The sequence below is a fragment of the Sorangium sp. So ce145 genome (assembly GCF_051525985.1).
GTDB lineage: Bacteria > Myxococcota_A > Polyangia > Polyangiales > Polyangiaceae > Sorangium > Sorangium cellulosum_B.
The window spans coordinates 2,010,144-2,032,534 of sequence record NZ_CP150315.1 but is presented as its reverse complement, the minus strand read 5'-3'; the positions used below and the strand labels follow the sequence as shown (position 1 = coordinate 2,032,534).

16 protein-coding genes are annotated in these 22,391 nt (G+C 69.3%); 5 read left to right on the top strand and 11 right to left on the bottom strand.

The features are described 5' to 3' along the window. Positions 1 to 11 precede the first annotated feature (11 nt). From WMF34_RS07660 to WMF34_RS07650, 3 genes are read right to left on the bottom strand one after another with little or no spacing between them, the layout of a single operon-like run. The gene (locus WMF34_RS07660) at positions 12 to 479 is read right to left on the bottom strand and encodes a hypothetical protein (protein ID WP_437992874.1); all 468 of its coding nucleotides are present in this window, start codon (positions 477 to 479) and stop codon (positions 12 to 14) included. 7 nt (positions 480 to 486) lie between these two features. After that, positions 487 to 1,287, bottom strand: a complete 801-nt coding sequence (locus tag WMF34_RS07655; protein ID WP_012234083.1) for a hypothetical protein — start codon at positions 1,285 to 1,287, stop codon at positions 487 to 489. 10 nt (positions 1,288 to 1,297) lie between these two features. Continuing rightward, positions 1,298 to 2,017 (bottom strand): hypothetical protein, encoded by a 720-nt coding sequence (locus WMF34_RS07650; RefSeq protein ID WP_044964263.1) that lies wholly within the window; start codon positions 2,015 to 2,017, stop codon positions 1,298 to 1,300. Here WMF34_RS07650 and WMF34_RS07645 point away from each other — a divergent pair. Next, a complete protein-coding gene (locus WMF34_RS07645) occupies positions 2,007 to 2,213 on the top strand; it encodes a hypothetical protein (RefSeq protein ID WP_437992873.1) in 207 nt (68 codons plus the stop codon). The two genes, WMF34_RS07650 and WMF34_RS07645, sit on opposite strands and share 11 nt — an antisense overlap. A gap of 350 nt (positions 2,214 to 2,563) precedes the next feature. Next, positions 2,564 to 3,091 carry a hypothetical protein gene (locus tag WMF34_RS07640; RefSeq protein WP_012234081.1) on the top strand — a complete coding sequence of 176 codons (528 nt, stop codon included), beginning with the start codon at positions 2,564 to 2,566 and terminating at the stop codon, positions 3,089 to 3,091. A 3-nt stretch (positions 3,092 to 3,094) separates the two neighbouring features. Here WMF34_RS07640 and WMF34_RS07635 read toward each other — a convergent pair whose 3' ends face one another. The 7 genes from WMF34_RS07635 to WMF34_RS07605 all read right to left on the bottom strand — a co-directional run bounded on the left by WMF34_RS07635 (position 3,095) and on the right by WMF34_RS07605 (position 16,078). After that, complete coding sequence (locus tag WMF34_RS07635; protein ID WP_012234080.1) at positions 3,095 to 4,327, bottom strand: styrene monooxygenase/indole monooxygenase family protein; 1,233 nt, start codon at positions 4,325 to 4,327, stop codon at positions 3,095 to 3,097. Between the two features lie 320 nt (positions 4,328 to 4,647). Then, complete coding sequence (locus WMF34_RS07630) at positions 4,648 to 7,209, bottom strand: M1 family metallopeptidase (RefSeq protein WP_437992872.1); 2,562 nt, start codon at positions 7,207 to 7,209, stop codon at positions 4,648 to 4,650. A gap of 155 nt (positions 7,210 to 7,364) precedes the next feature. Further along, positions 7,365 to 9,050, bottom strand: a complete 1,686-nt coding sequence (locus WMF34_RS07625) for a mechanosensitive ion channel family protein (RefSeq protein WP_012234078.1) — start codon at positions 9,048 to 9,050, stop codon at positions 7,365 to 7,367. 14 nt (positions 9,051 to 9,064) lie between these two features. Further along, entirely contained in the window at positions 9,065 to 10,465 is a 1,401-nt protein-coding gene (locus WMF34_RS07620) for a family 2B encapsulin nanocompartment shell protein (protein WP_437992871.1), read from the bottom strand. Between the two features lie 96 nt (positions 10,466 to 10,561). Further along, positions 10,562 to 11,968: a family 2B encapsulin nanocompartment shell protein gene (locus WMF34_RS07615; protein WP_012234076.1), complete on the bottom strand. Its 1,407-nt coding sequence runs from the start codon at positions 11,966 to 11,968 to the stop codon at positions 10,562 to 10,564. 21 nt (positions 11,969 to 11,989) lie between these two features. Then, positions 11,990 to 14,305 carry a family 2 encapsulin nanocompartment cargo protein terpene cyclase gene (locus WMF34_RS07610; RefSeq protein ID WP_012234075.1) on the bottom strand — a complete coding sequence of 772 codons (2,316 nt, stop codon included), beginning with the start codon at positions 14,303 to 14,305 and terminating at the stop codon, positions 11,990 to 11,992. 528 nt (positions 14,306 to 14,833) lie between these two features. Further along, on the bottom strand, positions 14,834 to 16,078 hold the full coding sequence (locus WMF34_RS07605; RefSeq protein WP_012234074.1) for an MFS transporter: 1,245 nt from the start codon (positions 16,076 to 16,078) through the stop codon (positions 14,834 to 14,836). Positions 16,079 to 16,541: 463 nt separating this feature from the next. On the opposite strand from WMF34_RS07605, the gene nrfH reads away from it, so the two are divergent. The 3 genes from nrfH (at position 16,542) to WMF34_RS07590 (ending at position 20,151) form a co-directional block, all read left to right on the top strand. Then, positions 16,542 to 17,060 (top strand): cytochrome c nitrite reductase small subunit, encoded by a 519-nt coding sequence (gene nrfH, locus WMF34_RS07600; protein WP_437992870.1) that lies wholly within the window; start codon positions 16,542 to 16,544, stop codon positions 17,058 to 17,060. Positions 17,061 to 17,090: 30 nt separating this feature from the next. After that, a complete protein-coding gene (locus WMF34_RS07595; protein ID WP_012234072.1) occupies positions 17,091 to 18,518 on the top strand; it encodes an ammonia-forming cytochrome c nitrite reductase subunit c552 in 1,428 nt (475 codons plus the stop codon). A 307-nt stretch (positions 18,519 to 18,825) separates the two neighbouring features. Next, complete coding sequence (locus WMF34_RS07590; protein ID WP_437992869.1) at positions 18,826 to 20,151, top strand: M28 family metallopeptidase; 1,326 nt, start codon at positions 18,826 to 18,828, stop codon at positions 20,149 to 20,151. A 29-nt stretch (positions 20,152 to 20,180) separates the two neighbouring features. Here the strand turns inward: WMF34_RS07590 and WMF34_RS07585 are convergent, their stop codons facing one another. Then, a complete protein-coding gene (locus WMF34_RS07585; protein ID WP_437992868.1) occupies positions 20,181 to 22,331 on the bottom strand; it encodes a substrate-binding domain-containing protein in 2,151 nt (716 codons plus the stop codon). Between the last annotated feature and the right edge of the window lie 60 nt (positions 22,332 to 22,391).

The window sequence follows — 22,391 nt, the reverse complement described above, 5'->3', positions numbered from 1 at the left end:
CGGAGGCTGCGCTAGGGGACCGGCGCCGCTGCGGCGAGGATCGCCTTGACCTCCCGCAGCATCTCGGTCGTCTCGGCGCGCCGCGCCCCCTCGGCGAAATACGCCGAAAGCTTCTCCGAGCCCGCCCGGATCGCGTCGCTCTCCTCGCGCACAACGACGCGGAAGATCGGCCGCTCGGCGGTGCCCGCGAGGTCGACGCTGCCGTCGGCGGGCAGCGCGTCGCTCCGGTAGATTACGAGCCGCTCGTCCCGGAACAGCTCTCGAAGACCCGAGATCTGCTCGGCGGTGAGTTTTCCGCGGAGCGCCGTCGTCCCCTGGTGCCCCTCGAACGTGCCGCTCAGCTCGATCCAGACGACGGTCTCCTCGCCTGCGCCGCGGTTCACCTCGAGCTGCGCCCAGGGCGCCGGCGGGATGTCCGAGCCGGGGTGCCCGGCGCACCCCGCGAGGCACAGCGCGCCCCACAGGAGGCCGCCGAGCAAGAGCCTCCTAACACGTGATGATCTTGCTGCCATTGCTCGTGATGTTGAAGCAGGGGTTGACGTCGAACATCGTGTTCAGGATCCGGTTCGCCTCGTCCCTCGCGAAGGCCTTCATCGTCGACGAGCTGTGCTGGGCGTCGGCCTCGAAAGCGTACCACCACAGCCACAGGACCTGGTAGCCGGCCGCGCCCCGCCCGCTGGGCGACCCGATCCCGGAGCACCCATCCAGGTACTTCTCGTCGCACGACGCGCTCTTCGCAGGGCACTTGTTGCTGCCGTCGTTGCCGCTGTGGCCGCACCAGTCCGCGTGCCGCGCCTCGTGGATCAGCGTCCCGGCGCGCTCCACGACGTTCTCGTTGTAGAAGAACGGGATGTAGAGCTCCGTATAGTCGTCGAACCCGCCCCAGGTCGTGTACGCCCGCTTCGACCCGTCCCCGCACCGCGCGTCGAGCTCGTCGAACTCACGGATCGTGTAGTTGCCGCCCCAGCGCAGGATGTTGCCGTTGAAGTCGTTCGTCTTGAGCGCCTCGTTCGGCGACGCATAGTTGAGCAGCTGGATCGCCTGGAACGTGCGCGCCAGCGGCCGCCTCCGGTCGCACGCGGCCTCCCAGCCGAAGCCGTCGTCCCAGTCCCCCTTGTCGAAGTCGTACGCATCCCAGTAGAAGTCGATCCACGGCTGCGTGCACCAGAAGCTCGTCATCACCCCGGGATCGGTCCCCCGCACGGTGTCGCAGGTGTCGGCGCGGGCCTCGGAGGCGACGCCGAGGAGCAAACAAGACGCAAGAATGGCGCTGATCGTGCTTTTCATGATCGATCCCTCAACGAGTGATGACAGGCGTGTCGGTCCGAGGAGCCACCTTGAATACCCGCGATCCGGGCTTCTCCGGCTGCGCCGGTCGACCGTTGTTCGGGTTGTAATCCTTGACGTCGGCGACGTCCTCCGCGAGCGCCTTGCGCGCGTCGATCAGCTGGATCCCACCGACGTCGATCCCGAGCGCGTACAGGCTCGCCGCCGCCGGCGTGCGCAGGAGATCACCCGCGGAGTAGATGGCCTTCAGCTCCTCCGCGGCGCCGAGCGCCTCGAGCCCGGCGATCGCGCGCAGGCGAACGCGGTATTCATCCGCGAAGAGCTGCTCGTCGGCCTCGGGGTCGGGGAGCTTCGTCGTGGCGATCTCGTTCAGCGGCTTGATGCCGTCGCGCGAGCCGAGCAGGCCAAGGAGGTGGGCCGCCCTCCAGCGCATCTCGCCAGGCCTCGCGGATTCGGCCTTGTCCGGCGGGAACGACACCGACCACGCCTTGTAGACCTCGGCGACCACGGGGACGGCCGCCGGGCCGATGGCCACGAGCTCCCGGAGCGCCCGCGTGAACTCCTCCTCGTTCCCGAACTCGCCCATCAGCGAGAGCTGCCTGTTCACCATCGCCAGGATGCACTCCTTGCTGCACTCGATGGCCTGCGACTCGACCGCCGTTTCCTCCGGCGCGTCCTTCTCGGCAGGCACGGCGCAGCCCGCGGCCGCGCCGATGAGAATGAAGATCATCGTTGTTTTGATGGAGACCGACGACATGGTTCACCTCGGGTTCGGTTCGTGTCGGGGCGCTCTCGCCCCCTCGACGGCGCGCGCGGCCGCGGCGCCTCCGCGCCGGCAGGCCTGCGCGCTTGTCTCACGCGAGCGCGATATCGATGCCGGGCAGGCGCTCTTCCCATCCCTCGACATCATGGTGGGAATCGCCTGACCGACCGTGCGACCGACGGAACAACGGATCAACGTAATTGCAATCGTCAGGCCATGCGCTGGAGGCGCGGCTGGGCGGCCCGGCGCGGCGCCCCTGGAAGCCGCGCGCTGGGCTGAATATCCCTGAGTTCGCAGCGCTCGAGCATGGAGCGAGCGCCGGCTTCGCGTGATCCCGGGTGCCTGCTGGAATGGTCCGGGCCCCGCGCGGAGGTCATGCCCTGGAGGCCGCGGCCTCCAGGTGTGGAGGCTGGCCCCTCCAGCGCGACGCGCCAGGGCCCATGAGGGCGCCGCCCGGCGCGGCCCCGCCATTTCGGTCCTCCCGCCGGCGAGGCGTGCTAGAAGGCGACGACCATGAGCAGGCTCTCCGAACGTGCGTTTGCCGAGATGGTCGAGGCGGGGTGTCCCGCGTGCGGGGGACAGAAGCTCAACCTGCGCTCGTATGTCGACGGGCTCGTGCCGCTCATGGAGGGCGAGCCCGTCGGGCCGGTCAAGTGGGTCTACAAGGGCGAGATGTTCGTCGACGGGCTGTACGAGATCACGTGCGGCGCGTGCCAGCACCTCGTGTTCACGGACGACCGCTGCCCGCGGTGCCACGCCGAAGGCGGCCTCGCGCGCGGGCTCACGACGACCAACGCGTACGCGGTGCCGGAGCGGTGCTCGCGGTGCGAGCACATCGAGGTGCGTTATATCGCGTTCGTGCCAATGCGCGTCAAATACGAGGGAAAGCGCGCGGACAGGGCACAGACGAGCGTCGAGCTGCACGACCCCGGCTTCCACGGCTACCGCGTCGATTGCAAGGACTGCGGCAAGATCGCCGAGCGCGCGGACGCGTGCCCGATCTGCGAGAGCCCGGCGCCGATCCGGGCGCGCTTCAGCTGATCGTCAGGCGTGGCTCGCGATGAAGCTGGCGGTCGCCTCGGGCGATGAGAGGATCGCCCACTGGCGATCCGGGTACGAGAAGTTCGTGGTGAACGCGTCGGCCACCTTCTGGCTGCGCGCGGCCGCGACGAGGAGCGCCAGCGCGTGGTCCGGCGGCGGCAGGAGGAAGGCGTTCGTCCACTCCGTGGCCGCCCGGAGCCCGTTCCAGAGGCGATCCTCCAGGTCCGCGCAGAACGCCTCGTCGAACGCGGCGCCGGCGGCCGCCTGCCCGGCGATCTGCTCGGCGGCGAGCGACGCCGCGAGCGTGGCCATGTTCGCGCCCTGGCCCGTGATCGGATCGTGGGTGATGTGGAGATCGCCCAGCGCGAGCGCGAACCTCTCACCGCCGAGGGGCGCGTACGCGCGGCGCACCACCGGCGTCACGGCGCCCGTCAGGTAGTCGCGCGGGCCGGCCACGCCGAAGCTCGCCCGATCGACGCGCTCGGCCGTGAGCGGCGCGTGCGCGAGCACCGCGTCGAGCAGCGCCGCGTCGAACCGCGCCGGATCATCCTCGTAGCGCATCCGCGTGATCGGCTCGAGCGCGCCGCCGGGGATCGCCTCGATGAGCAGCGAGGGAACGATCCCGCCGAGCGTGATGTACTGGTTCTCGAAGATCTCGCCGTGCCCCGGGGAGAGCTGGAACATGAACTCCATCGGCCCGGGCGGCATGCGGAGCCCGCGGACGATGCCCGCGAAGAGCCGCCGCATCGGCGCGGCGTGCGGGCTTCGCTCGGGGACCCTCGGGAAGAGGTCCGTGAGGCCCGCACGCCCCGTGGCGACGACCACGAGGTCGTGCGCCGCGCCGAGGCCGCGGACGCCGGCCGCGTCGAGCGAGGCCCTCACCACGCGGCCGCCCCGCGCGACGAAGTCCTCGAGCAGCCGGGGCAGGTAGACGCGCATGTCGATGAAGAGCGCTTGATCGGCGAGGCGGCCGACGAAGTCGATCGGCGGCTCGGCCGCCACGCGGATCCGGATGGTGCTGGTGGCATGTTCGGGCCCCTCCCAGTGCGCGACGCCGAGCGCCCGCTGGCGCTCCCGGGTCAGCAGGGAGAGCCCGACGGTGCTGGGCAGGCGCCCCGTCCGGATCTCGTCCGGCGTGCGCTCCTCGTAGAGGCTCACGTCGAGGCCCTCTTTCTGGAGGTGCAGCGCGAGATGCAGGCCGGCCACGCCGGCGCCGACGATCGCAATGGTGGGCATCCTTGTCCTCATCTCCTCTCAGCTGTGCGTGCGAGCTTCACGGCATGTGAGGTCCGCCGGGCTCTCGGCGCCCCCGACCACGGCGACATCGCGGGAATCGCGGGAGCGGATCGCGGCGGCGAAGGCCCCTCGCGCGGCGGCTCCGTCCGGCGGATCCATTGTCGCTACCGTCACCCCTCCGTGGCTCTGACCAGCGTAATGGAAGTACGAGGACGAGTCGCGGCTTCCGCAGCGGAAGCACGAGGACGAGTCGCGGCTTCCGCAGCGGAAGTACGAGGAAGTACGAGGACGAGCCGCGGCTTCGAGCGCAGACCTCGTCCTCAGCAGCTGGACGGGTCCGCGAGCATCGAGGCGGCCTCGGCGGAGAGCTCCACGCCGTCGAGGCCCCCGACGAACTCGCTCCACGCCGCGGCGTCGCCCTGGGTCAGCTCGCGGGCGACGCACACCGCAAGACCGTCGAGCGGCGTCGTCGACGCCGTGCGCAGCAGCTGGCGCAGGGCGGCCAGGGCCTCCGCGTTCTCCGACGCGGTGGGCGCCTTCGTGCGACTCAGCCCGTCGAGCGCCTGGTAGAGGAGCTCGAACACCTCCGTGGACACGGCGATCTCGGCGAAGAAGGCGCGGAGAGCGGGGACGTGCTCCGGCCGGGCGCGATCGATGTCGAGGCGGATCCTCCTCATGGCGAGCGAGCGCGCGCGCAGCGAGCTGGACTGCCTGGCGACGTTCCCCCACGCCGATACCGCCGTCTCGAGCGGCAGCTCGAAGTCGTACAGGAACATCAGGTGCGCGTCGGAGAGGTCGCCGGCCGGCGGCCCCGCCGCGAGCGCCGACCACTCGTCCGCGTAGAGCGCCAGCGCGTCGACGACCTCGCCGCACGCCCCGTACTCCAGCCCCGGCGTGAACTCGGCCCAGCGCGCGAAGGGCGGCCCCGCGAGCAGCGGCGCGAGCGCGCTCGACCACGCCGCGCGCAGCGCTGGATCCAGCGCCGGATCCGCGGCCCTGGCGCACGCCGCCGCGACCGCCATGCCCTTGGCGTCCTCGGCGTCGAGACCGTCGAGGAAGGCCGCGAACGCGCCCGGGGCCAGGGGCTCCGGCAAGCCGACATGGAGGGCAGCCGTCTGGTGGACGCCGCCGGCCTCGAGGAGGTTCGCGACCTGCGAGGGGCTCGTGGGAAGGCGAAACGAGGAGAAGCGCGCCGCGTCGTCCTCCGGGTCCAGGCTGGAGTCGACAAGGTAGAACCAGGGGATGTGGCGGTCGAGCGGATCGAAGATCAGCAGCTCGCCCTCCTTCTGCGGGGCGACGTCCGCGCCCTGATCGACCTCGAGCACCTGCGAGCGCGTCGTTCCGTCGTCCGCGATCCAGAGCAGCTCGAGCGGCGCGACGAGCGCGCCGTCCGGATCGCGCAGCGTCACGAGCACGCCGCCGGAGGGCGACCGCCCGAGATCGAGGTGCGGGAGCGCGCTGGCCCGGAGCGCCCGCCGCGCGCGGGCGGTCGCGTCGGGGCCGAGGTGCCGCGCGAAGGCGCCGAGGAACTCGTCCGTACCGATGGCGCCGAAGCGGTGGTCGTTGAGGACGTCGCGCAGCGTGCCCCAGAAAGACTCCTCCCCGATGAGGCTCCGGATCTGGGTGAGCAGCCACGCGGCGCGATCGTAAGGTCCGCTCGTGTACTTGTCGTCGGGATCGCGGTCCGGATCCACGATGAGGGAGTCCACGACGGCCGCGAAGGAGTCGCCGTTCAGCGTCCCCTCGCCGCTCTCATCCAGGTAGAGGCGCGCGCCCTCCTCTGCGAGCAACCTCGCCATGCCCTCCTTGATCCACAGATCGTCCCAGGTCTTGACGGTCACGAGATCTCCGAACCACTGGTGGCCGAGCTCGTGGATCGTGAGCCTCAGATCGTCGGAGCTGGTCGGAGCGGTGCTCCGGGACTCCCCCTGGAAGGTGATGCCGAGGTTCTCGAGGCCGCCGCCGTACTCCGGTACGAGCACCAGCGCGTACTTCTCGAAGGGATACGGCACGAGCAGCTCCTCGAAGAGGCCGATCGAGCGGACCACCTCGTCGAGCAGACGGCCGTAATCGCCCGGGACGCCGCGCCTGTGCCAGACGGAGACGGGGAGGCTCCCCTTCATCGTGCCCTCGACCTCGAAGTCGCCGATCGCGAACGCCATGAGGTAGATGGGCACCGTGTAGTCCGTCGCGTACTTCATGCGACGGCCGGACGCGCCCTGCTCGTCGGAGACGAGCGTGCCGTTCGCGATCATCGTCTCCTGTGCGCCCATCCCGAGGTCGATGGAGAAGACGGCGCGGTCCTCGGGCGTGTTGTGGCACGGCATCCAGAGCGCGGCGTTGAGCGGCTCCGAGAGCGTGTAGACAGCGCGCGACGCGGCGGGATCTCCCCGGCGGGCGGGGATCGCGTGGAGCGCGTCGCTCTCGGCGGCCTCGTAGTCGATCTCCAGCGTGATCGCCTGATCCGCCGCGATGTCAGGCACGCGCGAGACATCGATGAGGAGCGCCCGGAGCTCGGCGTCGACCGTATAAGGCAGGTCCGTGCCCCCGGCCAGCCGGACCGCCTTGACCTCGGCGACCGCGCTGTCGAGGCGCAGCGAGCGCAGGCCGTCGTCGCCTGGCAGGAGCGTCAGCGCGACCGTCGCGACCAGCCGCCCACGGCTCCAGTCGAACTCTCCCGTCACCTCGTAGCGCTGGACGTCGATCGGCGCGCCTGGCGGCGGCTCGGGCTCCGGCGGAGGCTCGGGCGAGAGCTCCGTGTCGTCGGGCGGCGATTGCCCTGGAGCGGTGGGCTCGGCGCCCGAGCAGGCAGCAACGCACGACGCCAGGAAGACGGCTGCGAGCCACGTTCCCGGGCGGACAAGGGATCTGGCAAGGACCATTCGAACACCTCGATGGAGCAAGGGACGCCGTGGACCTCCGTTGATTGGCCCCGCTTCCCGCCGGTTTCGTGCTCCTGGCACGGAGAGACGAGATCGAGGACACGGCGCACCTCGCGCTGTCGGGGCCTGAGCACGGCCGCGAGGCGAGCCGCTCGTCAGTCGTCGTTCGTGGGCGAGAAAGGCATGACGGGCGCGGATTCCTCGATCTCTCGCCTGGGCGGGTTCTTGACGGAGAGCTGGCTGTCGATGAGGACGGCCCGACGCGGGCGCGGCGCGCCAACCTGCGCTTTGCAAAGCTCCTCGACGACGCGGCCGCGCAGCGCATCGTTCACTTCCTTGTTCTTGCCGGGTGGCACGCGCGCGCTGATACGCAGGACGATCGATCCCTCGTTGAGCTCCTCCACGCCGACGTCCACCTGCCCCGGGGCGCCCGTCTGCAGCTCGACCTCCTTTTCGGCGACCCTCGCGAGGAGCTCACGCACCCGCTGCACGTCCTCCTCGTAAGGCACGTGCACGTCGACCACCGCGTTCACGTAGGATCGCGAATGGTTCGCGACCTTGCGCACCTCGCCATTCGGGATCGAATGGAGCACGCCGATCTCGTCGCGGATCTTCGTGATACGAACGCCGATCTCCTCCACGCGCCCCTGGATGCCGCCGATCTCCACGAGATCCCCGACGAGGAGCAGGTTCTCGAAGAGGATGAAGAAGCCGGCCACGATGTCCCCCACGAACGTCTGCGCGCCGAAGCCGATGGCCACGCCGATGACGCCGGCGCCGGCGAGCAGCGGCGTGGGATCGATGGAAGCCTCGCGCAGACCCAGCACCAGAGCCGAGAAGTAGATGGCGTACCGCACGAAGCCCATGGCCACGGGGACCAGGGTCTTTCGTTGCTGGAGCGTCTGGGGGTTCTCCTCCGCCACCTTCCCGAGGAAGAGGTCGTTGATGAGGAGCACGCAGATCTCGACGAGGACCCGGCTCGCATAGATGATCGCGATGATCCGGAGCCCGACCCGCCCCGCCTGCGAGAGCCACGTGTCGGGCGTGAGCGCGTCGGCGACCCACGTCGCCGCCGTGATGTACACGCAATAATCGACGACGCGCTTCGTGATCCCGAGCAGGTGCGACAGGTTCCCGAGGTACCTGAGCGGGCTCTCGAGACGGGCGAGCCTCGTGGAGTTGTCGAAGAGGACATCGAGGAGGAGGTATCCGATCCCCGTCGCGAGGCGGCTCACGTAAAACGCGCCCAGCGTGTAGCTGGCGAGCAATACGGCGCGCTGGGTCCCCGGCGCGAGCGCGAGCTTCTCGGTGAGGAGGACCGCGGCGGCGCCGAGCACGACCACGCGGAGCGCCTTGCGCAGGCGTATCGTGACCTCTGAGACCGGCTCGCGCCGCTTCTCCAGCCAGTCCGAGCGCGCGACCGCCCTTCCCAGCGCGTCGGCGAGCCCCCGGGCGAGGGCGTCGACGAAGAGCGCGCCGACGGCGATCCCGAGCGCGGTGAGCAACCGCATCCTGGCGATCGCGGGATCGTCCCCTGCGAGCCCGACGAGCGCGCTCTTCACCACGTCGAGGGCGCGAATCCCGCGAACCACGGCGAACGCCGCGCCGCCCATGAGCAGGGCGCCGACGAGCGCGACCCAGACGAGCGCGCGGCGACGGACGCGACGCCGGAACGACTTGCGCTCGTCGGCCGTGACGTGCTCCAGCGTCGGCGAGCGCAAGACGAAGGCGTAGCCCCGATGGATCAGCCTGACCACGAGCTCCGAGAGGAGCAGGAGAACCACGATCGCGATGCACAGCGCGACGAGGTTGTGGAGGAGCAGGTCGAGATGCAGAGTCATCGGCGCCGTGGAGACTACCGCCCGATCTGGACGTTCTCAAGGACGCCGAGCGCGTCGGGCACCAGCACTGCGGCGGAGTAATAGGTGCTCACGAGGTACGAGGTAATGGCCTTTCCGTCGGTCTCCATCCTGCGGGCCGAGACGCCGGGCTCGATCTCCTCGGGGAGGCCCGTGCGGTGGAGGCCGATGACGCCCTGATGCTCCTGCCCCGTGCGCATGACGAGGATGGAGCTCGTCTTGTCCTCGTTGATCGGGATCTTGTCGCAAGGCAGGATCGGGACGCCGCGCCACGCCGCGACCTGCGTGCCGGAGAGCTCGACGCTGGTCGGGTAGATGCCGCGGCGACTGCACTCCCGGTGGAAGGCGGCGATCGTGCGCGGGTGCGCCAGGAAGAACTGCGACTTGCGTCGCCGGCAGAGGATCTCGTCCATGTCGTCGGGCGTCGGGGGGCCGCTCCGGGGATGGAGGCGCTGCTTCAGGTCGGCGTTGTGCAGGAGGCCGAAGTCACGGTTGTTGATGAGCTCGTACTCCTGCCGCTCACGCAGGGCCTGAATGGTCAGGCGGAGCTGCTCCTGGAGCTGATCCATCGGATCGTTGAAGAGATCCGAGACGCGCGTGTGGAGCCGGAGGACCGTCTGCGCGACGCTGAGCTCGTATTCACGCGGCGCGGTCTCGTAATCGACGAACGTCCTCGGGAGCGTGTGCTCGCCCTTGTGACCGGCGGTGAGGGCGATCGCCGCCTGTCCGAGCTTGTCCTGCGGCTTCTTCAGCCGCTCCTTGAGCGACTCGACGTGCGCGTGCAGCGCCGGGGATCGCGAGATCAGCTCCTCGAAGGCGCGCTGCGGGAGCTCGAGCACGATGCACGGCGTGACGGCCCTGACCGAATAGGTCCATGCGTCGTTCGATTCGATGACGGACTGATCCCCGAAATGGTCCCCATCCGCGAGGACGTCGAGGATCGTGTCGGCGCCGTACTTGCCTGCGCCGAGCTTCTGGGCCTTTCCGTGCGCGAGCAGGAAGATCGTCTCCGCTGGCTTTCCTCGCTCGGCGATCAGCGCGCCGGGCTTGTACTCCCGCTGGATGAACCGGCTCGCCAGGGTGTCGAGCACGGCGTCGTCCGAGAAGCCTTGCAAGAGGGGCAATTCGCGGAGCTCCTGCGGGATCACCTGCACCTTCGCCCCGACGTTGCCGAAGCTCAACCGCCCGTCGCCGACGGCATAACTCAGGCGGCGGTTCACGCGATACGTGCCGCCCGTGACCTCGATCCAGGGCAAGACCCGCAGGAGCCACCGGGACGTGATCCCCTGCATCTGCGGATGCGACTTGGTCGTCGTCGCGAGCTTTCGCGCCCCCAGCGTCCCGAGGCTCGAACGCTCACCATCGTTCCCGATCCCAGGGTTTTCGGCGTTTGCCATGATGTACCTTTCCTTCTGCGGGCTTCGGAGAGCAGAGCGCTCCGCGTATCCCCCGCGTTTGCACGGGGCACACGCGGAGCGCCTACCGCTCGCGGCTCATTCGTGGGCGCGTCCGATCTCGACGCTCTCCAGGACGCCGAGCGCGTCGGGGACCAGCACGGCCGTCGAGTAATAGAGGCTGACGAGGTACGACATGATGGCCTTGTCGTTGATCCCCATGAAGCGCACGTTGAGGCTCGGCTCGACCTCGTCCGGAATGCCGGCGTGGTGCAGGCCGATGACGCCCTGGTTCTTCTCGCCCGCGCGCACGAGCAGGATCGAGGTCGTCCGCGTCTCCGAGACCGGGATCTTGTTGCAGGGGAAGATCGGCACGCCGCGCCACGCCGGGACGCGGTGGCCGTTCACCTCGATGCTCTGCGGATAGACGCCGACGCGGCTGCACTCCTGCCCGAACGCCGCGATGGCCCGCGGGGGCGCGAGGAAGAACGACGGCTCCCTCCAGACCGTGGCGAGGAGCTCGTCCATGTCGTCCGGCGTCGGCGGGCCGCTGTGGGTGTGGATGCGCTGCTTCAGGTCGGCGTTGTGCAGGAGGCCGAACTCGCGGTTGTTGATGAGCTCGTGCTCCTGGGTCTCCTTCAGGGCCTCGATGGTCAGGCGCAGCTGCTGCTCCGTCTGGTTCATCGGCTCGTTGAACAGATCCGCGACGCGCGTGTGGATGTGGAGCACGGTCTGCGCCACGCTGAGCTCGTACTCGCGGGGCGAGGTCTCGTAATCGACGAACGTGCCGGGGAGGACGGGCTCGCCGGAGTGGCCCGCCGCGATCTCGATCGCCGCCTCGCCCGTGTTGTCCTGCTTCTTCGCGGCGAGCGCCTTGAAGCTCTCGAGGTGCTTCTTCAGCGACGGGTGCTGGGCGACGAGCTCATCGAAGACGTTCTGCTGGAGCGTCAGCACCGTGACCGCCGTGACGGCCTTGGCCGTGAACGTCCAGTAATCCTGCGTCTCCAGGAGCGCCTGGTAGCTGTAATGGTCGCCGTCCGCGAGGACCGCGAGCACCGTCTCATCGCCGTACTTGCCCGCGCCGATCTTGTTGACCTTGCCGTGCGCGATGAGGCAGATGTGATCGGCCTCCTTGCCGCGCTCGGTGATGACGTCGCCGGGCTTGTATTCACGCTGCACGAAGCGGTTCGCCAGCGCGGTGAGGACCTCGACGTCCTCGTAACCGCGGAGGAGCGGCAGCTCGCAGAGCTCCTGCGGGATGACATGGATCTTCGCGCCGGTGTTCGTGAACGTCACCCGCCCGTCGCCCACCGCATAGCTCAGGCGGCGGTTCACGCGGTACACGCCGTTGACGTGCACCCACGGCAGGAGCTTGACCAGCCACCGCGACGAGATGCCCTGCATCTGCGGCGCCGACTTGGTCGTCGTCGCGAGCTGCCGCGCGGCCGCCGTCGCGAGGCTGGTCTGGTGCTGATCGATCGAACCCAGATTCCCTGTGATAGACATGAGTCCCTCTCTCCCGGACGGCTAGGACCGCCCCTGCTTCACCGGCACGGACCGCGCCGTACCCATTGAAAGATCCGCCTTCGCAGCAGGAGCCCCGGCGCCGGCTCTTCCGGCGCCGAAGAAGCTGCTGATACGCGCCGCAGAGGCGCCAAACCCACGCGCGCCGTCGATCGCCCGTTCGATCGGCTGGCGCTCGAGCTCCGCGTCCACGTACCGGCTCGTCACGACGTGCCAGTGGAGGACGCCAGCCATGTACAATCGCTGCTTCTCGACGTACCCGAGCACGGCCTCGCGGGCCGCCTTGTCGAGCTCGAATTCGTCGAGGATGCGGGGCAGCTCGGTCGCGACGATGTGCTCGAACTCCAGCACGCGCGCCGTGATCAGGTCATTGACGACCTCCTTGGCCCGCTGCGCGTCGCATTCGAGGAACCGCTCGGCGACCAGCACGAAATTGCTGAGCTCGCCCTCGAACTCGATCTCCTTGCGGTACGAATAGAGATCGTTGATCCACCCGCCCACGTCGGCCGTTGTGTTGTCGAGCCCTCGCATCGTCCGCGTGCGGAAGATGGGGGCCGGGACCACATCGCCCAGCGTGAGCTTGGACAGGCTCATCGTGAGATCGGCGCCGAACGTCTTGCGGCGCATCTCGACGTAATCGACCGGATCCGGGATCCGGTTCTGGGTCTGGTTCAGGAGCTCCCAGAGCCAGCTCCCGGTCATGGTCTCGACGCTGCGGCGGAGCGATTGCCGCGAGCTCATCGACATGGGGGAGGCCGTGCGGATCCAGAGATCCAAGAGGCCGCTCTCCACCGGGTTCTCGGGCACCGGGGCGCCCGCGCAGTCGAGGGGCATGAACATCGAGAGCCGGGCGTTGAACCGCTTCGCGCCCGCCATGTCCCGCGTCGCGCCGAACACGCGCGGGAAATAATCGTCTCCGTACGTCCCCCACGTCAGCCAGGCCGAGCTCAGGTCGAGCTCGTGCGGGGACGCGTCCGGGTGAATGCCCGCGGCGCAGATGGGGAAATCGAAGCCGATGAACCTGCGCTCGTCCCAGATCCCGGACCCGAAGACGCCCGGCACCACGTCGAGCATCGCGAACCTCCGGGCCCACTCGAGGGTGCTCCGGCGCGCCGCGGACAGATGCGGGCTCAAGCGGAGCTTGAACGGCATGGAGATCTTCGGGAGCGGCATCCTGCCCACAGGCTGGAACGGGGGGTGGGTGAGGGTCTTGATCCGCTGCAAACCGAGGGCGGCGGGCGTGAGCCTGATCCGGAACGCCGAGGTGCCGAGCCCCGTCGGCGTCCCGGGGAAATCGGGGACGTCCGCGGATTTGTCGGCGTTTTCGTTCATGTAGCGGCTCGACCGCATGTGCCATTCGTGGCCGCCAGACTGCCAATCCTGCAGCCCCTTCACGTACCTGGCGACGTCGAGGGCCTGCGCCGGCGTCAGCCCGTACTCGACGCAGAGCGCCGGCACCTCGACGAGCGCCGTGTTCTCGAATTGCTGGAGCCGCGACGTCAGGATCTCGTTCGTGAGATCGGCCGCCTTTTGCGTGGGGACGCCGAGGAAACGCTCGAGGACGAGCACGCAGTTGGCGTTCTCCCCTTCGACCTCGACCTCCCGCTGGTACGAGAACAGGTCATTGCGCAGGTGGACGCCGTCCGAGAACGTGTCGCGCAGGACCTCGAGGGGGCGCGTCGCGGCGACGGCGGCCGGGACCTCGGCGCCCACGGCGATCTCGACGAGGCCCGCGGACCAGGGCGCGCCGCCGACCTTGCGGCGCATCTCGATGTATTCGACCGGGTTCGCGACGCGGTTCTCCTGGATATTGGCGAGCTCCCACATGCATTCGAGCATCAGGTTCTTCGTCGCCTCGAGGAAGCGCTCGCGCCAGTGCACCGAGGTGAGCGGGACGGTCCGCGCCCAGAGGTCCGCGAGCGCGCGCTCGACCACGTTCGTCGGCTCCGGCGGCGTCCCCGTGGGCACGACGGGCATGAAGAGCGGCAGGCGGTCGAGGTACGCCTTGGCGCCGCGCATGTCCTTGGTGCGCTTGTAAATCTCGAGGAAATGGTCGTCGAAGAAGAACACCCAGACATACCAATCCGTGATCAGATTGAGCTCGGGCGCGGGCGCGTCGGGGTGGGTGTACGCGCAGAGCAGCGCGTAGTCGTGCGCGTCGAGGTCGCTCTCGGTCCAGATGGGTTTTTCCTTCGGGTTCTCCTCCAGGATACCCATCTCGTAAGACCAGGCCTTGGTATGCGCGCGCGCACCTTCGAGGTGCGGATTGAGGCGCGCCGGATGCGGCATGTAGAAGTCGGGCAGCGTGAAAGGTTGCATGTTCGCTGACTTCTCGCGCGCGACGTCGATAGGAGCGACGCGGGCGACCTGAATGGCTTGGCGGTCTGCATTCCGGACGCACCTCGGCCGCTCGCACGCAGACGTGCGACGACGCGTTGGTGAGGCTCTTCCGTACAGGCCGTTCGGGATCGTTCGGACGGGGCGGATCTAGACCAGCCCAGCGCTCCCACCAAATTAACGGATGACGAGCTCCAGACCGCAGGAACTCCAAAACTGCTGCTTGGTGCGGAACCGCTCGGGCGCCGCGGCGACCGCTCGAGCCCCGCGGGCGGGCTCGGTCATGACACGATCACCAGCCGGGCCGGCCCGCAGCCTGTGAGCCTCCGACACCAACCACGTCTCAGGCAGCTCGTTTGCCCTCAGCGCCCGGTGGTGTGGTACCTACCCCGCTCTGCCAGAATGCTGGAACCGCCAAGGCGCCACGAGACGCCAATATTTTTGTGTTCTTCTTGGCGTCTCGTGGCGTGCCGGCGACCCTTGGCCGGATCTCCGACACACGAAACCAGGCTATATCCGCGCCGTCTCCTCGAGCTCCTTGCCGCGCGTCTCCGGCAGGAGCCACAGGATGAGCGCGAGCGCGACGAGCGGGAAGAGCGCCGTCGCGGACACCGCCGGTCCCCAGCCGATCTCCTCCGCGGCGAAGCCGACGGCGATCGGAGAGAGCATGTAGCCGATGCGGCCGAGCAGGTTGTTCGACCAGGCGATCGCGTCGCTCCGGAGGTGCGTGGGGAAGAGCTCGGTCATGTAGGCGTTCAGCACGGGGAGCACCCCGCTCGCGCCGAAGATGGCGAAGACCAGCGCGGCCGTGAGAGCGCCGCGCGAGCCCAGCGAATAAGCGCCGAGCACGCCGGCCGCCGCCAGCACATAGATGATCACCGCGCCCTTGCGGCGGCCCACCACGTCGAGCAGCTTGCCCGAGACGAAGATGAGCGGCATCGAGGCGAGCGCGGCGAACGTGATGCTGCCGCCCACCTCGCCGTCGCTGAGCCCGCGCTCCCGGAGCGCGAACGTCTTCCAGAACGTCACCGCGTTCTGGGTGCACACGTACGTGAGCCCCCAGATCAAGGCGAGCTGCAGCATCCGCCCGCGGTACGGCGAGCGCAGGATGCGCGTGAACGGCGGCGTCCCCTCCCCCGCCCGCTCGGCCGCCGCCTGCTCGAACCGGGCCGTCTCGCGCAGGCCGCGCCGCGCGACCGCGATGAGCACGAGCGGGATGCCGCCGACGAGGTACACGCTGCGCCACCCGTACGGCGTCGCGAGGAGCAGCGGCACGACGCCCGCGCACACGATGGATCCCAGGCTCGAGAAGGCCTGGATGACGCCGATCACCATCCCGCGCCGATCGCTCGGGTACTCCTCGGCCGCATACACCGTGCTGACCGCCCACTCCCCGAGGAGGAAGATGCGCGCGAGGAGCTGCAGGACGGCAAAGACATAGACGTTCGGGGCAAACGCCGTCAGCACGGAGAAGATCGTGTACCCCGCGATGGTGACCGAGAGCACCCGCCGCCGCCCCCACTGGTCGGCCTTGCGCACGAGCAGATACGCGATCATCGTGCCCGAGTTGATGATCCCGACGAGCAGCCCCTCGTGGCGGGGCAAGAGGCCCATCTGCGCGCCGAAGTTGGGCAATATCTGCGTGAGCGCCAGGAAGTCGTAGCCCTCGAAGAACGAGGCCACGCTCAGGAACCAGAACAGCCGCCGCTGGTACGGCGTGAACGGCGTCTTCTGGTGCGGGGCAGCTGTCGTCATATCACCTGTTCGTTCCGAGCGGGCGCTCGTAGACGCGATAACGCCGGGAAGGCACGCCCTCGGCCGACGCCGAGCTCGAGCTCCGGCAGCCGGATACGATGGTTCGCCGGAGGCAGGCCTGCTCTCGCAAGCGTGGCGGCGGCTGGCTGCGTGTCGCGCGGGGCGGTCACGTGACGTCTCCTGGCCAGCTCCCTAGCGCAGACGGGCCGCGGCGGGAACAGCGGCCGCAGGGAGCGCCCGCCAGCGCGGAATCTGCGCCGCTGCGCACGCCTTGCGGCCGCGTGCGCCGGCCTGCCGCGGCGTCCCGCGGTCGCCCTTCGCGCCGAGTGGGCTCCTCCCCGCCGCCGGGCCGTCGATCACCGCTCCGGCCGAGACGTAGCGGCATCTGCCTTGCAAAGCGGCGGGTCGATCATCGAGAATCGATGAACCGGTCCGGCGATAGATGACCCACGAGCAAGATCCCATGACGGAAGGGCAACGGCGAGGTGAACCGCCGGAGCCGCCGGCGCGCGAGCGAGCGCGCGGCGGGCGCGGCTCCACGGGGGCCTTGCTCCTCGCGCTCTGCGTCGCGCTCGGCGTGGCCGCCGGGCTCGGCGGGTACACCTTCGTTTATGCGAAGGGGGCCTCGTACCTGGGGAGCGATCCGTCGGCGTGCGCCAACTGCCACATCATGAACGAGCAGTTCGCCGGGTGGCAGCGCTCCAGCCACCGGGCCGTGGCAGGGTGCAACGACTGTCACGCGCCGCACACGTTCCTGGGGAAATATGCCACGAAGGCGTCGAACGGGTTCTGGCACTCGTTCGCCTTCACCTCGGGCCGCTTCCCGGATCCGATCCGGATCAAGCCCAGCAATCTACGCATCACGGAGGAGGCCTGTCGCGGGTGCCACGGCGACGTCGTGGATGCGATCGACAGCGAGCACCACGGCGCCGCGGGGCTCTCGTGCGTGCGCTGCCATGAATCGGTGGGCCACCTGCACTGAGGGGCGCCCGCCGCACGAGGGATGGAATCGATGACGGAGCCGAAGGACGAAGGATCCACGCAGAAGAGCGCGCCCACCGGCAGGCCGCCGGCGCGCTGGCGCTACCTGCCGCTCGCGGCGCTCGCCGCGGCGGCGGCGACCGCCGGGATCGCCGCGCTGCTGGTGAACATCTTCGAGCACAAGCAGGAGGCGAAGAGCCCGTTCTATCGCGTCGTCGAGCTTGACGACACGATAGACGACCCGGCCGTCTGGGGGAAGAACTTCCCCCTCCAGTACGACGGCTACCGGCGAACGGTCGACCAGAAGCGCACGCGCTTCGGCGGGAGCGAGGCGGTGCCGCGCACGCCGACGGAGGCCGATCCGCGCAGCGTGGTCGCGCAATCGAAGCTCGAGGAGGACGGGCGGCTGAAGACGATGTGGGCCGGCTACGCCTTCGCGCGCGACTTCCGGGAGGAGCGCGGGCACGCCCACATGCTCGAGGATCAGGTGTACACCGAGCGGCAGATCGCGGCGAAGCAGCCGGGCACCTGCATTCACTGCCATGCGTCCGTGTACGTGCCGTACAAGAAGCTCGGCGGCGGCGACCTGATGCGCGGGTGGGAGGCGATGAACCAGATGCCCTTCCCCGAGGCGCGCAAGCTGGTGACGCACCCGGTCTCGTGCATCGATTGCCATGACCCGGAGTCGATGCAGCTCCGGGTGACGCGGCCGGGGTTCATCGAGGGGATCCGCGCGCTCAAGGCGTCGATGGGCGAGGCCGATTACGACGTCAACACGATGGCCACGCGCCAGGAGATGCGCTCGTACGTCTGCGGCCAGTGCCACGTGGAGTATTACTTCAAGGGCCCGGAGAAGCGCCTCGTGTACCCGTGGGCGAAGGGCCTCAAGGTCGACGAGATCTACGCCTATTACGAGGAGAGCGGCCACTCGGACTGGACGCACGCGGAGTCGGGCGCAAAGGTGCTGAAGGCGCAGCACCCGGAGTTCGAGATGTGGAATCAGGGCGTCCACGCGCGCTCCGGCGTGGCCTGCGCCGACTGCCACATGCCCTACCAGCGGGTCGGCGCGACGAAGATCAGCGATCACCACGTGCAGAGCCCGCTCCTCAACGTGAACCGCGCGTGCCAGACGTGCCACAAGTGGCCCGAGGACGAGCTCCGGCAGCGCGTGGAGACGATCCAGTCGCGTCATTTCGAGGCGCGGAGCAGGGCGATGGACGCCGTGACCGCGCTCATCAGCGACATCCGCCGGGCGAAGGAGGCGGGGATGGCCGAAGAGGCGCTCGCGGGGCCGCGCGCGGCGCAGCGGAAATGTCAGTTCTTCGTCGACTTCGCCGAGGCGGAGAACTCGTCCGGCTTCCACGCGCCGCAGGAGGCGATGCGCATCCTCGCGTCCGCCATCGATATCTGCCGGCGAGGGCAGCTCTCGCTGCGAGACGGAACCCCGCCCGAGGAGTGACCCGAACCAACGTAAACGTGAACATAAGCGTAAACGTAAACGTCCACGTAAACGTTGGGATATGGGGGAACGCGGCGCGAAGACTGGAGCGCCGGACGGCGGGCCGCGCGGCTGCGCGAACGGGCCGAGCGGCCTCGTCATCGCTCACGGACTGACGAGCTGGACCATGACTCCAGCGCTCCGGTGGAGCGCTCATGTGTCCCTCATTGCATTTGACGCGGCTCGATCCAAAGCTCGACTCATCGCGAGATAGTGCTTGGATAATTCGTTTGAGATCCGTACGGTGTCGCCGAAAGGGGAAGACGCCATGACAACCTGCCGCAATCGTTCGTGCGCCGTCGCCGCGCTGTGGGCCGCCCTTGCGCTCGTCTCGACGTCGTGCGCGTCCGGAGATCCGGGCGCGCCGGCGGCCGGAGAGATCCACGTTTCGCACGTGGGCAAGGATACGGTCAGCACGTTCCTGAACCGGCTCGCGACGGAGACTGGCCAGGTCGTCGTGACCCGCGCCAGCGTCGATGACGCCTGGCAGAGCGTCACGCTGAAAGAAGAGCGCGGGGCCTCGCTCTACCTGGTGGAGGGGCCGCTGCCAAGCGCCGCGCTCCCGGGCGAGCGCGCGCGCGTCGGCGGGATCGCCGCCGTCGCCGTCCCGGCGGGCCGCGACCCCCATGACTGGCTCGGCTCGCACCGCCTTCACGCGGAGCCGATCGGGGCGCACGAGGTGGCCGTATCGCGCGCTCCGGCCGGACAGGGGACCCGCGCTCCGGCCGGGACGCGCGCGCGGCTCGGCGGCGGCGCCGCCGAGCTCCCCGAGATCCACATCGACGCCGCGTTCCTCGAGGCGCGGCTCAAGGAGCTCTCCGGCGCCGCGCCCGTGACCGTCGGCGGCCGCTCGGCGGTCATCCGCGAGCGCGGCTCCAAGGACGGACGCGCGCTCGCCCGCGCCTGGATGCGCCAGCAATACGAGGCGATCGGGTTCACCGTCGAGGAGCACGCTTATCAAAGCGGCTGGAGCCAGGGCGTCAACCTGACGGCGGACAGGCCCGGCGCCGATCCGTCGCGCGTCCTCATCCTCTCGGCGCACTACGACTCCATGAGCAACGCCGGCGCCGACGACGACGGCTCAGGCATCGTGTCGTCGCTCGCCATCGCCCACGCGCTGAAGGACGCGAAGCTGAGCATCGGGCTCCGCGTCGTCGCCTTCGATCAAGAGGAGGACGGCCTCCTCGGCTCACGGGCCTACGCGAGCAAGCTCTACCGGAGCGGGCAGATGGATCAGGTGGTCGGCGTCCTGGATCTGGAGATGACAGGCTACGACTCCAACGACGACGGGCACTATCACGTCATCCACTGCAACGAGAACACGTCGTCCGATCTGGCCGCGCTGGTCGAGGAGGCCGCGTCGCGCGGCGAGCTCGGCCTGACCCGGGTGGACGCCTGCACGAACCGCAGCGATCACGCGGCGTTCTGGCGCTACGGGGCGCCGGCCGTGGCCATATCGCAGGACTTCTTCGGCGATGACGGCAACCCCTGTTACCACCAGCGCTGCGACCGGGTCGATCGGCTCAACTGGGATTACATGCGGCGGCTGACCGAGGCCGCCGGGCGCGCGGCGGCCAGGCTCCTGATGGAGTGATTCGAGCGATCTCGGCGCGCCCTCGGGCGCTACTTTGCCCGCCTCGCCTTCGTCTTCTTCTCTGGCCTGGTCAGCTCGCTGATGGCGGCGGCCAGCGACTGGAAGATGGATATGTCGTGCAGATCGATCCCGAGGCCGACCATGCCCTGCGCCATCCTGGGCCCGACGCCGACGAGGCTCACGCGCGCGCCGAGCAGCCGGGTCGCCTGCGCCGTCTGCGCCAGCGCCGCCGCGATCGCCTCGTCGACGAACGGCACGCCGGTCACGTCGAGCAGCACCCACCGGGCTCCCTCTCGCGCGACGCCAGAGAGCGCGGCCTCCATGATCTGCTGCGCCCTCGCGGCGTCGATCGCGCCTATCAGCGAGATGAGCAGCACCCCGGGCAACAGCGGGATGACGGGACAGCCGAGCTCCCGCACCGTGCTCGCCAGCGCGCGCTCGCGCTCGTAGGCGGCGGCCAGCATGTCGCGCTCCGCCTGCAGCGAGGCCTCCATGTCGTGGTGCTCGAACGCGGCGATCAGGAGCGACACCCACATGGCCAGCGGATGGAGGTTCTCCACGAAGCTCTCCAGGTGCAGCCCTCCCAGCACCAGAGTCCCCCAGTCGCGCTTCGCGCTCACGAGCGGGATCAGCAGGAGATAGCCGCCCGGCTGGTCCGGCAAGGCAGCCGCGCGCAGGGCGGGCGGCGGAAAGTGGCGGGCCGGGTATCGCTGCCCCACGAGCGCGGTCAGGTCGGTATCGTACGGATACACGGAGTGGACGAGGAGCTCCGGCTCGGCCTTGTCCGACGCGTCCGCCCAGAGCGCGATGCCCCCGACGCCAATCGAGGTCTGCGCCAGCCACTCCAAGCGCTCCTCGGTCCAAGCGTGCTTCGAGGCGAGGAGCCTGCTCATGTGCACCTTGGCGCGGACCAGCCGCTCGAGGCTCTTCACGTTCCGCCGCTCCCACGCGGCGAGGGCCCGCTGCTGCGCGAGGCGCACGCGGTCGAGGAACGTCTCCAGCCGGCGCGCGGCCTCCGGCTCCGGCGCGCCGGCGAGCCGCCGCGCGGCGGTCTGCTCGACGAGCTTCACCGCCGCGAGCAGGACCTCGATCTTGTCGTTCTGCGCGACCCCGGCGGAGAAAGCGCGCTGGAGCGTCCCCACGTCCAGCGGCTCCTCCCCGGCGAGCGCCGCGCCGAGGCCCTGCGCGATCACCTCCGCCTCGGGCCAGCCGATGGGCGCGCTGTCGGACAGCGGGCGCTCCCACCCATCCAGGAGGAGGCTCATCTGGCGGGACAGCGCCTGCTGCCAGTCGCCCTCCGACGCCTCGATCGCTGGCGCGACCGGCGCGGCGTTCCACGCGGCGCGGCCGCTTCCGCACGAGCGACGCACCACCAGCTCGGCCGGACCGCGGGTCACGAGCTCACGAGGGGGGAGGCCGTCGAGCAAGTCGACGAGCCGCTCGACCGCCATGCTCCCGAGGAGCGCCGGGTCCTGCCGTACCGTGGTGAGCGGCGGATCGCAGTGCTGGGCGGTGTGGATATCGTCGAACCCCACCACGGCGATGTCCTCGGGCACGCGGTAGCCGTGCGCCCGGATCGCGTTGATGGCGCCAATCGCCATCTCGTCGTTGCCCGCCACGAGCGCGGTACAGAACTTGCCATTGCGCGCGAGCAGCTCGTGGAAGCGCTGCTCGGTATACAAGATCGTACACTCGTGAAACTCGGAGAGCAGGTTGAGGTCGGCCTCGAGCCCGCGGGCGCGCATCGCCTGATCGAATGACCTGCTCCGCTCGTGGAAATCGTCCGATCCCGTCATGCCGATGTAAGCGATCCGACGATGTCCGAGACGGATGAGGTGATCGACGAGCACGTGAATCGAATCGTGGTTCTCCGCGCGGACGACCGGGAAGCGCGCTCCGAGCGGGGGCGCGCAGAAGATGACGCCCGGCTTCCCATCGGAGAGCAGCTCTTCCAGGCCGTCGATGTTGTACATCGCGATCCAGCCGGCCACCTGGCGGAGCGCCACGCCGCGCTCGAAGACGCGCAGGGGCGTCGCGTAGATGACGAGGAGCTCGTAGCCCCGGGCGCGCGCGGCGCGGTGCATGCCTCGAAAGGCCGTGGCGTTGAAGGAGTTGTCGAGGAAGACCGACGCGACGCCGATCACCTTCGATGTGCCCTGATCGACAGGCCCCGTCTTCATCCCGGTCGCGCTCGCCCCCTGATCCCCAGGCGAGCCTACCACCGTCCTCGATGAAACGAC

Excerpts from the sequence above, each read along its gene's own strand:
- WMF34_RS07655 (WP_012234083.1), bottom strand. The coding sequence starts at position 1,287 with ATGAAAAGCACGATCAGCGCCATTCTTGCGTCTTGTTTGCTCCTCGGC.
- WMF34_RS07645 (WP_437992873.1), top strand. The coding sequence starts at position 2,007 with ATGAAGATCATCGTTGTTTTGATGGAGACCGACGACATGGTTCACCTC.
- WMF34_RS07650 (WP_044964263.1), bottom strand. The coding sequence starts at position 2,017 with ATGATCTTCATTCTCATCGGCGCGGCCGCGGGCTGCGCCGTGCCTGCC.
- WMF34_RS07640 (WP_012234081.1), top strand. The coding sequence starts at position 2,564 with ATGAGCAGGCTCTCCGAACGTGCGTTTGCCGAGATGGTCGAGGCGGGG.
- WMF34_RS07635 (WP_012234080.1), bottom strand. The coding sequence starts at position 4,327 with ATGCCCACCATTGCGATCGTCGGCGCCGGCGTGGCCGGCCTGCATCTC.
- WMF34_RS07630 (WP_437992872.1), bottom strand. The coding sequence starts at position 7,209 with ATGGTCCTTGCCAGATCCCTTGTCCGCCCGGGAACGTGGCTCGCAGCC.
- WMF34_RS07625 (WP_012234078.1), bottom strand. The coding sequence starts at position 9,050 with ATGACTCTGCATCTCGACCTGCTCCTCCACAACCTCGTCGCGCTGTGC.
- WMF34_RS07620 (WP_437992871.1), bottom strand. The coding sequence starts at position 10,465 with ATGGCAAACGCCGAAAACCCTGGGATCGGGAACGATGGTGAGCGTTCG.
- WMF34_RS07615 (WP_012234076.1), bottom strand. The coding sequence starts at position 11,968 with ATGTCTATCACAGGGAATCTGGGTTCGATCGATCAGCACCAGACCAGC.
- WMF34_RS07610 (WP_012234075.1), bottom strand. The coding sequence starts at position 14,305 with ATGCAACCTTTCACGCTGCCCGACTTCTACATGCCGCATCCGGCGCGC.
- WMF34_RS07605 (WP_012234074.1), bottom strand. The coding sequence starts at position 16,078 with ATGACGACAGCTGCCCCGCACCAGAAGACGCCGTTCACGCCGTACCAG.
- nrfH (WP_437992870.1), top strand. The coding sequence starts at position 16,542 with ATGACGGAAGGGCAACGGCGAGGTGAACCGCCGGAGCCGCCGGCGCGC.
- WMF34_RS07595 (WP_012234072.1), top strand. The coding sequence starts at position 17,091 with ATGACGGAGCCGAAGGACGAAGGATCCACGCAGAAGAGCGCGCCCACC.
- WMF34_RS07590 (WP_437992869.1), top strand. The coding sequence starts at position 18,826 with ATGACAACCTGCCGCAATCGTTCGTGCGCCGTCGCCGCGCTGTGGGCC.
- WMF34_RS07585 (WP_437992868.1), bottom strand. The coding sequence starts at position 22,331 with ATGAAGACGGGGCCTGTCGATCAGGGCACATCGAAGGTGATCGGCGTC.